The sequence below is a fragment of the Roseiterribacter gracilis genome, from assembly GCA_018332375.1.
GTDB lineage: Bacteria > Pseudomonadota > Alphaproteobacteria > BOG-932 > Roseiterribacteraceae > Roseiterribacter > Roseiterribacter gracilis.
Genome location: BOPV01000001.1, coordinates 2,386,499 through 2,401,255, shown reverse-complemented (window position 1 = coordinate 2,401,255; position 14,757 = coordinate 2,386,499). Strand labels below are relative to the sequence as shown.

General features: G+C 66.0%; 14 protein-coding genes. 8 read left to right on the top strand and 6 right to left on the bottom strand.

Annotation, left to right across the window (positions count from 1 at the left end; all coding sequences use genetic code 11):
* Positions 1-51 precede the first annotated feature (51 nt).
* Entirely contained in the window at positions 52-1,698 is a 1,647-nt protein-coding gene (locus tag TMPK1_RS11815) for a sensor histidine kinase (RefSeq protein ID WP_420243214.1), read from the top strand.
* A 1-nt stretch (position 1,699) separates the two neighbouring features.
* On the opposite strand, the gene arfB is transcribed toward TMPK1_RS11815, so the two are convergent.
* A complete protein-coding gene (gene arfB / locus TMPK1_RS11810; RefSeq protein WP_420243213.1) occupies positions 1,700-2,104 on the bottom strand; it encodes an alternative ribosome rescue aminoacyl-tRNA hydrolase ArfB in 405 nt (134 codons plus the stop codon).
* Between the two features lie 60 nt (positions 2,105-2,164).
* On the opposite strand from arfB, the gene TMPK1_RS11805 reads away from it, so the two are divergent.
* Complete coding sequence (locus tag TMPK1_RS11805) at positions 2,165-2,506, top strand: hypothetical protein (protein ID WP_420243212.1); 342 nt, start codon at positions 2,165-2,167, stop codon at positions 2,504-2,506.
* On the opposite strand, the gene pdxR is transcribed toward TMPK1_RS11805, so the two are convergent.
* Positions 2,503-4,017 (bottom strand): MocR-like pyridoxine biosynthesis transcription factor PdxR, encoded by a 1,515-nt coding sequence (gene pdxR / locus TMPK1_RS11800; protein ID WP_420243211.1) that lies wholly within the window; start codon positions 4,015-4,017, stop codon positions 2,503-2,505. The two genes, TMPK1_RS11805 and pdxR, sit on opposite strands and share 4 nt — an antisense overlap.
* 183 nt (positions 4,018-4,200) lie before the next feature.
* Between pdxR and TMPK1_RS11795 the strand changes: the two genes are divergently transcribed.
* Both TMPK1_RS11795 and TMPK1_RS11790 read left to right on the top strand, forming a co-directional pair.
* Positions 4,201-4,959, top strand: a complete 759-nt coding sequence (locus TMPK1_RS11795; RefSeq protein WP_420243210.1) for a response regulator — start codon at positions 4,201-4,203, stop codon at positions 4,957-4,959.
* A gap of 5 nt (positions 4,960-4,964) precedes the next feature.
* Positions 4,965-6,392, top strand: a complete 1,428-nt coding sequence (locus tag TMPK1_RS11790) for a sensor histidine kinase (protein ID WP_420243209.1) — start codon at positions 4,965-4,967, stop codon at positions 6,390-6,392.
* On the opposite strand, the gene TMPK1_RS11785 is transcribed toward TMPK1_RS11790, so the two are convergent.
* The 3 genes from TMPK1_RS11785 to TMPK1_RS11775 all read right to left on the bottom strand — a co-directional run bounded on the left by TMPK1_RS11785 (position 6,376) and on the right by TMPK1_RS11775 (position 9,125).
* Positions 6,376-7,752, bottom strand: a complete 1,377-nt coding sequence (locus TMPK1_RS11785) for a sensor histidine kinase (RefSeq protein WP_420243208.1) — start codon at positions 7,750-7,752, stop codon at positions 6,376-6,378. The two genes, TMPK1_RS11790 and TMPK1_RS11785, sit on opposite strands and share 17 nt — an antisense overlap.
* A 23-nt stretch (positions 7,753-7,775) precedes the next feature.
* Positions 7,776-8,456, bottom strand: coding sequence for a response regulator transcription factor (locus TMPK1_RS11780; protein WP_420243207.1), 681 nt, complete (start codon positions 8,454-8,456; stop codon positions 7,776-7,778).
* Positions 8,457-8,654: 198 nt separating this feature from the next.
* A complete protein-coding gene (locus tag TMPK1_RS11775; protein WP_420243206.1) occupies positions 8,655-9,125 on the bottom strand; it encodes an Lrp/AsnC family transcriptional regulator in 471 nt (156 codons plus the stop codon).
* 132 nt (positions 9,126-9,257) lie between these two features.
* Here TMPK1_RS11775 and ald point away from each other — a divergent pair, with 132 nt between their 5' ends.
* A complete protein-coding gene (gene ald, locus TMPK1_RS11770) occupies positions 9,258-10,373 on the top strand; it encodes an alanine dehydrogenase (protein WP_420243205.1) in 1,116 nt (371 codons plus the stop codon).
* A 12-nt stretch (positions 10,374-10,385) separates the two neighbouring features.
* Here ald and TMPK1_RS11765 read toward each other — a convergent pair whose 3' ends face one another.
* Positions 10,386-11,549: an aminotransferase gene (locus tag TMPK1_RS11765; RefSeq protein ID WP_420243204.1), complete on the bottom strand. Its 1,164-nt coding sequence runs from the start codon at positions 11,547-11,549 to the stop codon at positions 10,386-10,388.
* A gap of 528 nt (positions 11,550-12,077) precedes the next feature.
* On the opposite strand from TMPK1_RS11765, the gene TMPK1_RS11760 reads away from it, so the two are divergent.
* The 3 genes from TMPK1_RS11760 (at position 12,078) to TMPK1_RS11750 (ending at position 14,720) form a co-directional block, all read left to right on the top strand.
* Positions 12,078-12,491, top strand: coding sequence for a hypothetical protein (locus TMPK1_RS11760; RefSeq protein WP_420243203.1), 414 nt, complete (start codon positions 12,078-12,080; stop codon positions 12,489-12,491).
* 15 nt (positions 12,492-12,506) lie between these two features.
* Entirely contained in the window at positions 12,507-12,791 is a 285-nt protein-coding gene (locus TMPK1_RS11755; protein WP_420243202.1) for a hypothetical protein, read from the top strand.
* An 87-nt stretch (positions 12,792-12,878) separates the two neighbouring features.
* On the top strand, positions 12,879-14,720 hold the full coding sequence (locus tag TMPK1_RS11750) for a type II and III secretion system protein (RefSeq protein WP_420243201.1): 1,842 nt from the start codon (positions 12,879-12,881) through the stop codon (positions 14,718-14,720).
* The last annotated feature ends 37 nt before the right edge of the window (positions 14,721-14,757 follow it).

Below are 14,757 nucleotides of genomic sequence, written 5' to 3'. Positions count from 1 at the left end.
ATTGCGGGTATTAACGAAGCAGTCACATCGCCACCTTACGTAGGCGCCACCATGCGCAACGGCGAACGGCGACAGATCCATCTCGGCATCGCCGCGATTCTGACCGTGCTCGGGCTGCTTGCCTTCGATTTGCACCAAGATCGTGAGGCGCGGTTCGTTGCGGCCGAGTCGCGCGCGTCGGCGCTCGCGTCTGGGTTGGTCGAACATGCCGACCGCACGTTCGAGACAATCGATCTATCGCTCGAACTCGCCGTCGACGCGTTGCAGGCGTCGCCGCAATGGGCGATGGGCGCGACGCGTCCGGCCTTGGCGCGTGCGATCGAAAAACTGCCGCACATCCGCAACCTGGTTCTGGTTGGCGCCGATGGCGTGATTGCATCCGACACGACGCCGTCGCTGGACCGACCGTCGGTCGCGGAACGTTCCTACTTCATCGCGCATCGTGACAATCCCAGCCTGGGTCTGTTGCTCAGCGCGCCGTTGAAGGGCGTGAAGACGGGCAATGTCTGGATCCCCGCGTCGCGCCGTATCGTCGACGCCAACAACAAGTTCCGCGGCGTCGTGCTGGCGACCGTCGACCCCGAGTTCTTCCGCGCCTTCGTGCAGCGCATGTCGCTGCGTGACGATCAAGGTTCGGCCGCCTTGCTGCTGCGCAATGGCGCCATGCTGGCGCGCTTTGCCGCCGATGCGCCGGCCGCACCTGCAATCCCGGGTACGGCTGCCGCCGATCGCGGCAAGAATCTGATCACCGATCTGTTGCCCGCCGTCGCCAACGGCAGCACGCAGCATTTCACCGCGTCGGACGGATCCGATCGCGTGATGGCCTATCGGTCGAGCGAAAGCTTTCCGATCGTCGTCTGCATTACGATTCCGCGCGCCGCGATCGCGGCCGGCTGGCGCCAGCACGCGTTCCTGGCGACCGGCGTCGCGGCGGGCGCGATTTTGCTGATCGGATTTTCTGTCTATGCCGCGCATCGCCGGATGCGCGCGCTGCAGCTTGCTGCCGAGAACGCGCAGATGGCGGCCGAACATGCGCAGTCGGCGGTACGGACGCGGGCACGGTTTCTGGCGCGCGTCAGCCACGAGCTGCGCACGCCGCTCCATGCAATTCTGGGCTTTGCCGATCTTATTCGCGACGAGTCGCCGGGCACCGCGCTTGCCGAACATGCAGGGCAAATTCATCGCGCCGGCATCGAGCTCCATTCGCTGGTCGAAGATCTGATCGATCTCGGCCGGATCGATGCAGGCCACACGCGGATCGAACCCGAACCGATGCGGCTCGACGAGTTGGTGCGCCGCGTTGCCGCCGACGTCGGCGAAGCGCATGGCGCCGTTGAAGTCAGCGATCTGCCGCCGACCGTCGTCACCCATGATCGCCGAGTTCTGTCGCGTGTGCTGCGCCGGTTCTTTGAAGAGACGCGCACCGGCACGCTGGCTGGTTCGCCGGTGCGCCTGTCCTTCGCGGTTGCTGCCGAGATGATCGAACTCAGCCTAGCGCGCGGCGGCATCGCCGATGACGAGCTACGCACGCGTCCGGAAAATTCCGGCGTCGAAGCAGTCGCGCCTGATGAATCGGGCGGTGCGGGCGCGCTGCGCCTGTTGGAGCTGGTCGGCGGTCACACGGTCGGGCTGGAAGTTGGCGGCGCAACCGTCGGCCGTCGTTTGCGCCTGCCGCTGCAGGCACCGCTCGCGGCTTGATCTAATCGTCGGCGCTACCGCGTAGCTTTTTGATCGTGCCGCGACGGGTTTTGCCGTCGAGGCGACGCGTCTTGCTTGCTTTCGTCGGTTTGGTCGGACGGCGCGGCGGTGGCGGCGGTTCGGCTGCTTTCAACAACAGCTCATCGAGCCGCTGTAGCGCGTCGGCTTTGTTGCGTTCCTGCGTGCGCTGCTTGTTGGCGACAATGATCAGCACGCCTTCTTTGCTGACGCGCTTTCCCGCCAGCCGCACCAGCGGCCACAAAATACGATCGGGTAGACCCGCTTGCGGCAGGTCGAGGCGCAATTCGACCGCGGTCGAAACCTTGTTGACGTTCTGGCCGCCCGGGCCGGTCGCCAGGACGAAGCGCAGCTCTAGCGCGCGCTGATCGTAGTCAGGCACCTTCATCGGGAACTGCCCGCCCGCGTTGTGGGTTTCACAGTTGCAATCTTTCGAAGGACGACCGCCATGATCCGTACCTGCATGGTCGCACTTGTTGTGACCGGTTTCGCTGCGACTGCGCTCGCCCAATCAGACAGCGAATCGCGTTGCGCAACCTACCGGACAGAGGCCGACCGCGCCGAGTGTGTTCGCACCCAGGCGCTGAATGAGGCGGCCAAGACGCCGACCTCATGGACCTTGACCGAGCCGCCCGCGGTTCCGGTCCCGGTCGAAACCAGCAAACATGTTTCGACCACCTACGAGACCGGCACCAGCCGCGTCACGCGCACGCTTGACGAACGCGTCACCGACTCGCCGGCGACCGGGTATCAGGAAAAGACCACGACGGTGACGAAGACGACGCGCTAGACGCCGCGCTGACCCAGCACGACGCGCGCGTTCTGGTTGCGGCCGGCCGCTTCGATCGCGCGTGGCAGCACGGCGGCAGCGGCACGAATGCGCGACGGCGACGCTGACGCGAAACCAAGTAGAAAGCCGGTTTGCGGCGGCCCTGCGAAGCTGGTCGACAGCGGCTGAAGATCGACGCCGCCCTGTGACGCGGTGTGGCGCGCTGCAATGTCGTCGACCGGCGTGCGGCACCAAGCGGCGACTTGCGTGCCCGCATTGGACGGACCCAGCGCCAGCAGATCGTCATAGGCGGCAACCGACTCGAGCAACGCCAGGCGCCGCTCGTCATAGGCGGCGCGCATCGCTGCGAGATGCGCGCGCAAATGTCCGTCGAGAATGAAATGCGCCAGTGCGCCTTGGTTGATCGCGGTCGTGTGGCCGTCGAACAGATGCTTGGCCGCGACCATCGCGTCGACCAACGCGTCGGGCACGATCGCAAAGGCAAGCCGCAGCGAGGGGAACAACATCTTGTTGAAGGTGCCGACATAGATCGTGCGCGCACCGCCGCTTGCCTGCAGCGATGCGAGCGGGCGACCGACATAGCGAAAGTCGCCGTCGTAATCGTCTTCGACAATCACCGCGTCGGCGCTCTCGGCCCAATGCAGCAAGGCGCGGCGCCGCGTCGGCGACAGTTCGACACCGGTCGGGAATTGATGCGCCGGCGTCACATAGGCCATGCGCGCGGTGGGCGATGCGGCGATGCCGGCGGCAACGTCGAGCCCTTCGCCGTCGACCGGCACCGGAATCACGTTGGCACCGACCGCTTGCAGCAGCGCACGCGGAATGCGCCAGCCGGGTTCTTCCATCCAAACATCGTCGCCGGGATCGAGCAGCACCGAAGCGGCAAGCGCCAAGGCTTGTTGCGAGCTGGTGGTGACGATCACCCGACCGGGATCGACGCGCGCGCCGCGCGTCGCCGCGACATGCGCCGCGATCGCTTCGCGCAGCATTTTCAAACCGGGGCTGGCGGCATAGCCCCACAAATCAGCGCCAGCGCCGCGCGCAGCACGCGCCAACAGCTTCGCCCACAGCGCGCGCGGAAACAGATCCATCGCAGGCAGGGACGGCGAGAACGCACCGCCGCCGCCGGCATACGTCTGTCCCGGAATGGCCGCGATGGTGCGGCCGCGGATCGAGCAGCGCGGCGCGGTCGCGTCCTGCTCGGGTGCCAGCGACGGCGGCAGCGCATGGTCGGGCAGTGGATCGGCGACGAAACTGCCCGAGCCGCGACGGCGCTCGACGAACCCATCGGCTTCCAGCGCCGCCAGCGCCGCTTCGACCGTGTTGCGGGCGAGGTCGAGATCGCGCGCCAGCGCGCGGGACGAGGGCAGGCGCGCGCCCGGTTTCAGCGCGCCGTCCAGGATGGCGCGGCGCAGCCGGCTCTGGAGCCGCACATAGCGTGGCAGAGCGTCGCCCTGAGGGTCGTCCTCGGCCAGCGCCTGCAGCAAGATTCCACCCGCCCGGGCGCTCATGGCAGCAGCCGGCCCAGGGGGCGTTCGGGGAATAGACAGGCGACGTCGCGCATCCAAGCCTCGTCCCGCGTCCGCGCCCGCGGGTCAAGCTCGGGTAACGCCGCGTAACCCGCGCCGGAATGGTCGAACGACGTAACCGCTCGGGCTTTGCCGCGGGGGCTGGGGCGCGTACAGGAAGGTCGGATGCGTACCGGACCGCACATTCTACTTGTCGACGACGATCGCGAGATCCGTTCGGCAGTTTCTCATTTCCTCACCGAACACGGGTTTCGCGTGTCGACGGCTGCTGACGGGCGCGCCATGGCGCGCACGATGGAGACGGCGAAGATCGATCTCGTGATCTTGGACCTGATGCTGCCCGGCGAAGACGGGCTGTCGCTCTGCCGGCAGCTGCGGTCGACCTCGTCGGTGCCGATCGTGATGCTGACCGCGATGGGCGACGACACCGATCGCATCGTCGGGCTGGAAATGGGCGCCGACGACTACCTGCCCAAGCCGTGCAATCCGCGCGAGCTTCTGGCGCGCGTCAAAGCGGTGCTGCGCCGGACCCGCGATCACACGACACCGACCGAAGAACGCGCGCTGGTCTATCTCTTCGATGGCTGGCGCTTTGACCTCGGCCGCCGCGAACTGACCTCGCCGGACAATGTGTTGATCACCTTGTCGGGTGGCGAGTTCACGTTGCTGCAGGCCTTCGTCGAACATCCGCGCCGCGTGCTGACGCGCGATCAGCTGCTCGATCTGGCGCGCGGCCGCAGCGCGCTGCCGTTCGATCGTTCGATCGACGTGCAGGTGTCGCGCCTGCGCCGCAAGCTGGAAAGCGATCCGAAAGAGCCAGGCCTGATCAAGACGGTGCGCAACGGCGGCTATTTCTTCGCCGCTGAAGTAATGCGCGACGACGGCGTTCCGGTCGAAGCCGAGCCGCTGACGGAAGAACACTAACCGCGATGGTGCCACGGCGCGCCTTGGTGCGAGGTGTCGCGTTCCGGATTGCGCTGGTGGTTGGGCTGGCGATCTTTCTGGCGCAAACCGCCGCCGGCATCATCGTCGCGTGGAACCGGCCCGATCCGCCACCAATCTTCACCACGCAACAGCTGATCAACGAAGCCGAACGCGCCCGGCTCGCACTCGAAGCGGCGCCGATCGCCGAACGGCACACGCGCGCCGCCTCGCTCGGCACGGATGAGCTGCATGTCGAATGGCTGGATCACGAGCCGCGCGCGGCCGCTTGGAATCGCGGTGCGTTCGACATGCTGGCGCGGCAGATCTCGGAAGGGATGGGCTTGCCGCGCGAAGCGGTGCAGGTGCGCACGCTGCGCAAAAGCGAAGTCGCCGATCCAGGCCCGTCTTTGTTTGAACGTCCATTGCCCGCACCGACGCCGCTGCGCCGGCCGGCCGGAACCGAGCGGCGCGAATTCACCTTGCGGCGCGACGAATTTGCGGTGCCCGGCGTGTTCGCGCTGACGGTGCGGCTGGATGACGGCAGCTGGGTGTCGCTGTCGCCGTCGACCGAACCGGCCTGGACGCGCTGGTTGCGTTCGACCTTGTTGTGGCTCGCCTGCGCCGCGGTGATTTCGATTGCAGCCGCCTTGATCGTCGCGCGTCGCGTGACGCGACCGATCGAAGTGTTCGCAGCGGCGGCGCAGCGTCTCGGCCGCGATCCCGGCGCCTATCTGATGGACGAGCACGGGCCGAGCGAAATTCGCACTGCGATCGGCGCCTTCAACGAAATGCAGGGCCGCATCCGCCGCTTCGTGCAGGACCGCACGCAGATGCTGGCTGCGATTGGTCACGATCTACGCACGGTGATGACGCGGCTGCGATTTCGCCTGGCGTTGCTGGGCGACGGCGAACAACAGCGGCGCATGGCCGCCGATCTTGAAGAAATGGACAAGATGCTGCTCGCGGTTCTGTCCTTCGTGAAAGATGAAGCGGCACGCGAACCGCGGCAAGCGTTGGACCTCGCCGCGATGGCGACGACGGTCACCGACGATCTCGCCGACATGGATATCGACGCGACCTATGAAGGTCCCGATCACGCCATCTTCACCGGCCAGCCGCTGGGGCTGAAACGACTGCTGACCAATCTGGTCGACAACGCGGTCAAATACGGCGAACGCGCGCGTGTGCTGTTGTCGGATCAGGGCGCGCAGATTGTCGTCACGGTCGAAGATGACGGCCCGGGCATTCCGGTCGATCAGCGCGAACGCGTCTTTGCCGCGTTCACCCGGCTCGAAAGTTCGCGCAGCCGCGAAACCGGCGGCATGGGGCTCGGACTTGCGGTGTCGCGGTCGATTGCGCGCGCGCATGGCGGCGACGTGCATATCGCCGACTCGGCGCGCGGTGCGCGCTTCGTCGTTACTCTGCCGCGCTAACGCCCAAGTCGGAAAATTCCAGGCGGAAGATCGTGCCGCCGCCATCGCGCGCCGCGTGCGCGACTGCGCCGCCATGCAGCTTCATCGCGTCGCGCACGATCGCCAGCCCCAGGCCGACGCCGCGGCGGCGCGCTTCGGTGCGCCAGAACGGTTCGTAAATCTCGTCGCCAACACCGTCCGGCAGGCCGGGGCCGCGATCGAGCACTTCGATGACTTTGTCGGGCCGGTCGCGCACCAGCACTTCGACGGTCTCGCCTTCGGGCGAATGATCGATCGCATTCAGCACGAGATTCGACAAAGCACCTTCCAGCACGCGCATGTCGCCCGGCACCCAAACCGGATGCGGCGGCTCCTCCAGCGCGACTTCGCGCCCGCCATGAATCGCAAGCGGCGCCAGGTCCGACAGAACCGTGCGCGCGATTTCGCGCAGATCGACCCGGCTTTCGATATTGATCTGGCCCGCCTGCAGCCGCGCCATCGTCAGCAACTGGTCGACCAGGTCGGTCATGCGCGCGACGTCGCGCTGAAACCCGGCTTTGATCTCGCGCTCGGTGAGGGAATCGACGCGCGCCTGCAGCACCGCCAGCGGATTGCGTAGTTCGTGCGCCGCATTGGCGGTGAAGCGGCGCTGTTGCTCGAAGGCCTGATCGAGGCGATCCAGCGCGGTGTTGACCGCGCCAACCAACGGCGCCATCTCGCGCGGCGCAGCGCTTTCATCGAGCCGCGCGCGTGCGCCGGGCGCGATGGCGCGTGCTTGTGCGGACAAACGATCGAGCGGTTTCAGCGCGCGCGCAACCGTGCGCGGCACCAGCAACAAGGATCCAACCGCCAGCGCCGCCAGCAGCGGCAACAAGGTCGTGATTAGCTCGGCCCAGATCCAGCGCACAGCGTCGACAAAGCCGCGCTGCATACCGACAGCGGCCAGCATATATTCGCCGCCCGGCGTCGGCATGCGCGTCAAGGCGCCGGGCATCAAACGACCGTCCGGACCGGGCGCTTCGAACTCGGCATAGCGCAGGCTTTTCAAACGCGCATTGCGCGGCAGCGCCGCCATCAATTCGGGCGACGATCCTTCGACCGCGATTCCGGTGGTCGTGTCATAGACCGCAAAGCGCAAGGTGCGTGCGCCCGCGCCCAGTTCGCGCAGACGTTCGCTGGGAACGATGCGTGGAACGCCGTCGTCGTCGAAGGTTAGTGATTCAGCGACCGCATCGGTTAGACGACCGAGATCGCGATCGGCTTCAACCATCGGACCCCACGCCAGCGCAAGATGCACCGCGACCGCGACTGCGACGACGGTGCCTTGCAGCAGCGCGACGCGCACGCGCAGCCGGCGCGCAAGCGACGCGGGGCGATGCATGTTGGAAGGCGCCGGCGGCAGCGTTACGCCGCCGGCTTGGCCTCGAGCATGTAGCCGAGGCCGCGAATGCCATGGATGGCGATGTCCGCGCCCGCTTCACCCAGGCGTTTGCGCAACCGCGAGACATGCGTCTCGATCGTATTGGGCTGCACTTCCTCGTCGGCGCCATAGACCGCCGACTCAACCGCGTCGCGCTGCACGACGCGGCCTTCGCGCTGGATCAGCAATTCGAGAATGGCGAGTTCGCGACGCGGCACGACCAGCGGTCGTTCGCGCACCGTGACTTCGCGCGTGCCGGGATCGAATCCGACGCCGCCGACTTCGACTTTGCGCGGCTGCGTCGTCGATGGACGGCGCAACACGGCGCGGATGCGCGCAACCAGCTCTTCGTGCACGACCGGTTTGACGACGTAATCGTCGGCGCCCATTTCGAGGCCGCGAATACGATCCGGGACGGCGTCGAGACCAGTGACGCAGATGATCGGAATTGCGTCGCCGGCTTCGCGCAGCTCGGCGATCAGCGTGGTGCCGTCGCCGTCGGGCAAGCGCAGATCCACCAGCAACAGGTCGTAGCGGTGACCGCGCAACATGTTGCGCGCTTCGTCGATCAGGCGAACCGCGTCAACGGTGAACCCGGATTTGCGCAGATTGCCGGCCGCTAGGGTCGCAACTTCGCTCTCGTCTTCAAGCAACAGCAAACGCATGGGTACAGGCTACGTCCAGGTGCGGAAGGAAAGAAGCCCCGGGCTTCGGACGACAAACGTCCGCGGCCCGGGGCGTCCAGGAGGGAAGCGACCCGCGCCTGACGACGCGGCCCGCATCCGCAGCATGCCCAGCCTCGCTTGCCGTCCCCTGGCCCGGACCCGATTTGCAGCGAGAAAAATCAATTGGATGGCCGGCCGCTAGATCGGCAGCGCGGTGGTGCGTTTGACGGTCCGCAAGGTCAGGGTCGACTGGATCCGCTGCACACCGGGCAGGCGGGTCAGCACGTCGCCATGCAGCCGCTCCAGCTCGTCATTGTCGCGATACACGACGCGCAGCAGGTAATCCGCGGGTCCGGCCAGTAGATAACATTCGACGATCGCGGTGACGCGCGCGACCGCAGCTTCGAACCGGTCCAGCGCTTTGCGCTCCTGGCTTTCCAAGGTGACATGCACCACGGCTGAGCCGCCGAAGCCGGCCGCGCGATGGTCGAGAATCGCGACCGTGCGGTCGATGAAGCCGGCTTCTTCCAGCGCGCGGACACGGCGCAGGCAGGCCGACGGCGACAAGGCGACTTTGGCTGCCAGTTCGTTGTTGCCGAGGCGCGCATCGGTCTGCAGCAGCCGCAGCAGCTTCAGATCGCGCTCGTCGAGGTTCTGCACAAGATTCACGCGCTACCGTCCGGATTTGCACAATTACATTCGAAAGACGGCGCGGTTGGGGCCGTGTTTGCGCGCCGATTGTGCGCAGGCCGCTCTAATCTGTCGAGACAAACAAGATTTCTGGTTCTGGGAGACCTCGTCATGATCGTTGGCGTTCCGAAAGAGATCAAAACCCTCGAATTCCGCGTTGGCCTGGTGCCGGATTCGGTGAGCGAGCTGGTTCGCCACGGTCATCGCGTGCTGGTGCAGGCAACCGCTGGCGCCGGCATTTCGGTGACCGACGAAGAATATGTGCGTGCGGGCGCCGAGATCGTCGCCGACGCGGCCAAGATTTTCGCCGCCGCCGACATGATCGTGAAAGTGAAAGAGCCGCAGCCGCAGGAAATCGCGATGCTGCGTCCGGGCCAGACCTTGTTCACCTATCTGCATCTCGCCGCCGACCAGAAACAGATGGAAGGGCTGCAGAAGTCGAAAGCAGTCTGCATCGCCTACGAAACCATTCCCGACGCCCAGGGTCGTCTGCCGTTGCTGGCACCGATGAGCGAAGTCGCAGGCCGCATGTCGGTGCAGGTCGGCGCGCATTGTCTGGAAAAAGAAGCGGGTGGTTCCGGCATTCTGCTCGGCGGTGTGCCGGGCGTCCCGGCAGCAGAAATCGTCGTGCTGGGCGGCGGCGTGTCGGGCACCAATGCGATCCGCATGGCCGTCGGCATGGAAGCGCAGGTGACCGTGATCGATCGCTCAATCTCGCGCTTGCGCGAGCTGGATGAAATGTTCGGCAGCCGCATTCAGACGCTGTATTCGTCGACCGACGCAATCGCGCGCTCGGTTGCCAAAGCCGATCTCGTGATCGGTGCGGTGCTGGTGCCGGGCGCTGCGGCACCCAAGCTGGTGACGCGCGCCATGCTGCGTTCGATGCGTCCGGGTTCGGCGGTGGTCGACATCGCGATCGACCAGGGCGGTTGCTTTGAAACGTCGCGTCCCACAACGCATGCGGCGCCGACCTTCGTCGAAGAAGGCGTGGTCCATTACTGCGTCGCCAACATGCCGGGCGCGGTGCCGCGCACCTCGACCTTTGCGCTCAACAACGCAACGCGTCCTTACGTGCTGGCGCTGGCCGACAAAGGTTGGAAGAAGGCGCTGGCCGAAGACACGCTGCTGCGCCAGGGGCTGAATGTGTGGGACGGCCAGATCACCAATGCCGAAGTCGCGGCAGCGTTCGGCGTCGCGTCGATCTCGCCGGATCGCGCGCTCGCCTAAGCAACGACGGAGCTAGACGAAGCGCGTCAATCTGGTCAGCGCTTCGTCCAGCACTTCGTCTTTCTTACAGACGCAGAAGCGGATCAGATCGGTACGTGGCCGCTCGTCGTAGAAGGCGCTGACCGGAATCGCGGCGACGCGTGCCTCGGTGGTGATCCAGCGGCAGAATTCGAGGTCGCTGAGATCTTTGCGCACCTGATCGAAGCGCGCGCAGACGAAATAGGCGCCTTGTGCTTCGAGCGGTTCGAATCCGACGCGCCGCAACCCAGCCCTGAACGTGTCGCGCTTGCGCTGCATGCGCGTGCGCAGCTCGGCGAAATAACGATCGTCGAGTTGCAGACCAACCGCGACCGCCTGCTGCAAATTCGGCGGCGTGGTGAAGGTGATGAATTGGTGGCAGCGCACGATCGGCTCCAGGATCGCTGCATCGGCTTGGGCATAGCCGACTTTCCAACCGGTCAGCGAAAAGCTTTTTCCCGCTGATCCGATGCGCACGGCGCGATGGCGCAAATCGGGATGCGCCAGAACGGTTTTGAAGCTGGCGCCTTCGAAGACGAGATGCTCGTAGACCTCGTCGGCGACGACCAGCAAGTCACGCGCTTTGGCGCGCGACGCGATCAAATCGATTTCGTCCGACGACCAGACTTTGCCGGTCGGATTCATCGGATTGTTGAACAAGATGACGCGCGTCTTTTCCGACAGCGCAGCGTCGAGTGCGTTTGCGGTCAGCGTCCAGCTCGGCGGTTCCAAGCGCACAACTTTGGGAACCGCACCGGCGCGTCGCGCGATCGGTGCGTAGGCGTCATAGAGCGGCTCGAACAGCACGATCTCGTCGCCAGGCGACAGATAGGCGAGCAGCGTATCGGCCAGCGCCTCGGTCGCGCCCGACGTCACCAGCACTTCGCTGTCGGGGTCCAACGTCACGCCGTGGAAGCGTGCTGCATGCGCCGCGACCGCCCAGCGCAGTTCGGGCAGGCCGCGCATCGGCGGGTACTGATTCGAACCGTGCAGCAGCTTTTCGGCGGCGATGCGCAACAGCGCTTCGGGTTCGCCGTGATCGGGAAAGCCCTGGCCGAGATTGATCGCGTCATGCGCCCGCGCCAGCAGGGACATGGTTTCAAACACCGTTTCGGTCATCGAGCGGAAGATCTCGAACGGAGCGGGCAGATGCTGCATGAACCGGCTGTCAGTCCCTGAGGTGGATCACGCTGGACAAATAAAGAAGCAGTATGACTTTCGTAAGCTTTGCCGCCGAGTTTGACAGCACCTCTCGCCAGTAGGCCTGCGCAAGCCTGAATGAGCCGACCGACCGACCACGCATGCTGCAATATGGCGGCGCAATGCTCGACGAGGGAGCGGCCGGGATGCGCCTCGTCGATCATCTCCGCACCTCGCGCCGACCGTACCGCGGTCGCATTTTCACGCGACGTGCCCTCGCACGACGGATTCACCCGATGCGATTCGCGCCGCACTCGCGGCGCTGCTGATCATCTCGATGGCGACGGCGCACGCCAAAGGCCCGCCGCTTGACAAGGCCGTCGCCGAACAAACGACGCCCGCGCGAGGAGGCCCGATCGCGCGCGTGCGCAAATGCAACGAAGAGAACACGCGTCGCTCGCAGGCGGCGCATGTCACACGAAGGTGAGGGTGCAACTTTCGTGCGCACAACGACCTGCGCCCGTAGAAAACGAGAAGGGGAGCATAATGAAAAAGCTTTTGGGAGCAGTGCTGGCGATTGGCCTGCTACAGGCCGACCCGGCAGCGGCCTTCAACATCAAAAACGACACGCCGTGGATGATCTGCGTGTTCGGCAACAGGGGCGGTTACGCAGATCAGATATCGCCGGGCCAGACCAACCAGGGATGGGCGCTCAACAAGACCATCAAGATCAGCATCGTCCCGTTCGACGCCAGCGTCTGCGTCGGTGAGAACGGCGAAAACTGCACCACGAAGTGCAGCAACAAGGCCTATACCGAAGTGGAAGTACCGCCGCACGCGCAGCTGCGCATTTCGGGCACGACCTACGAGCCGGGCGACGTCGGCGACGGCGATCGCAAGGCGCAGTGGGTAATGTGGGCGCTCGGCGCGCCCGCCAAGTACACGTGGAACCTCCAGTAAGCGCGGGGCGGACGAATGAAATCAGTTGTAATCGCCAGCGCCTTCGCACTGCTGCTCGCCAGCGGTGCCTCGGCGCAGACGCAGTCCAAGCCGCTGCTCGACCGTGCCGTTGTCGAGAAAGCGTCGGCGGAGCAGCGCGACGCATTCGCGACCTGCGTCGAAGGCGCCGTGAAGTCTTGCCAGGTCCCGACCTGCAAGGCGGGTAGCAAGGCGGCCGTGCAACAGTGCCACGAGTCGTACGGAAAATGCCAAGCGACCAAGGTCCGGGAATGTTCTGACCGATCGTTGAAGGCGAAGTAGCGAGGTGGCGGGCGCGCGCCGTCGCGTGCCCGCCATTTACCCGGCGATCGCAAACGAAGTCGCCGGCGAACGAAGAAGGGTGCGGGGATGCGAGATCACGATTGCCGACGCGAGCCGAAGAAATCAGCACGCGCGCTGCGCGCCGCGACCTGGGCTGCGCTCATCGCGGCGTTGGGCGGTTGTGCCGGCGACACGCAGCGCACGACCACGGCGTTGCCCAACGCGGCGACGATCAGCGCTGCCCTGAAAGACGGAGCCGACGAGGCCAGCGCCGCTGCGATCCGACGCGCGCTGCAACAGCGGCCGCGCGACGCGGCGCTGCATTTCGCCAATGGGCTCAGCTATCTGCGAAGCGCCGAGGCAGGCTCACAAACGTCGCTCGAACTGGCGCAGGTCGGCTACGAGACCGCAGCCCGGCTCGATCCCGGCTTCTGGCCCGCGCGTGCGGGCCTGGGTTGGCTCGCGTTCGAGCAGCGTCGTCCCGACGACGCGATGCTGCGCTTTGCCGATGCGCTGCTGCTGGCACCCAAGCGGGCCGAGTTGTGGGTCGGGCTAGCCGCGTCCGCCTATGACGCGCACAAGCTTGCCGTCGCGCGCGCGGCAATCGAGCGTGCGCTCGAACTCGCGCCCGAACGCACCGACGCGCGTCGCGTCGCGGCGCTGGTCTTTGCCGCGGCTGGCGACGACAAGGCGGCGCACGCACAGCTCGAAGCGTACGGCGCTGCGGCGCCGCGCGAAGCGTCGTTCCTCGCCGAGCGCATCGACAATTGGGGTGATCTGCATCGCGCCATCGTGCGTGTGCCCGAACCGGGCGGCGCCAGGCTGCAACTCGCAGTGGGCCAGAGTTTCCCGCCCGACACCACAGCGGGCAACAACAGCAGTTCGAGCAGCAGCAGCGCGTCAGACGACTATTCCGACGACACCAACGATTCGAGCAGCGATGGTTCGCCCGGCTCGTATTATGGGCCAAAGGCGCTTCGTCCGCTGAAGAAGCGCGCCGGCGGCGATCCTAAGATGGTGCTGGTCGACGTCGTTATCATCCGCGAAGAAGAGACGACCAGCACCGGAAAAGGCGTGAACCTGCTCGACGGGCTCACTGTGCAACTCGGTGGTTCTTTGACGGCGCAGTCGCAGGTGGGACAAAGCTCGGGCGCATCTTTCACGCGCGTGCTAGCGGGCTCGGTGACGATTCCGGCTGTCACGTACGATCTCGACATCGCCAACGTCTCAGGCACGCGTGCCGAGGTCGTCGCGCGCCCGACGCTGGTCGCGCTCGACGGGCAGGCGTCGCGTTTCTTCTCGGGCGACGAGCTTACCATCGCGCTCGCAGGCCAGTATGGCGGCGACCTCGAACACAAGGCGATCGGCATCGGCCTGTCGGTGACGCCGACCGTGACCGCGCCCGATCGCGTGCTGCTGCGCGTGATCACCGAGCGCGAGTCCATCTCGCCGCAGCTCGCCGGCACGTTCACGCAGTCGGTGCAGACGACGCGCAACACGGTCACGGCCAACGTGGCGATGCGGTTCGGCGAGACGCTGGTTCTGTCGGGCCTGCTCGATCGCGAGGCCAAGTCGGCGCGCTCAGGCGTGCCGGTGCTGCAGTCCATTCCGGGCGTGCAGTACCTGTTCTCGCGCGATGAGGATGCGCGCTCGCAACGTTCGCTGTTGGTGACAATGACGCCGCGCCATCCCGAGGGGGCCAAGCTCGCCTCGCAGGCCGAGAACGCCGAGCGCGACCAGATGCTCAGCGCGCTGCAGGGGCGCGTGCCGACTTTCCGCCCGGACCCCAGCCTCGACCGCGTCGTGCGGCGTCTCGAAGCGCATGGGCTGCTGCGCGAATTCCGCGCCGGCGACCTCGGCATCCACACGACCGACGAGATGCGCGACCGGGGCTTTTTGGAACAGGCGCTGCGCTTCCTCTATTACTGACCGCCCGGGATCGGCCGCCCCGGACGCCTGCGACGAC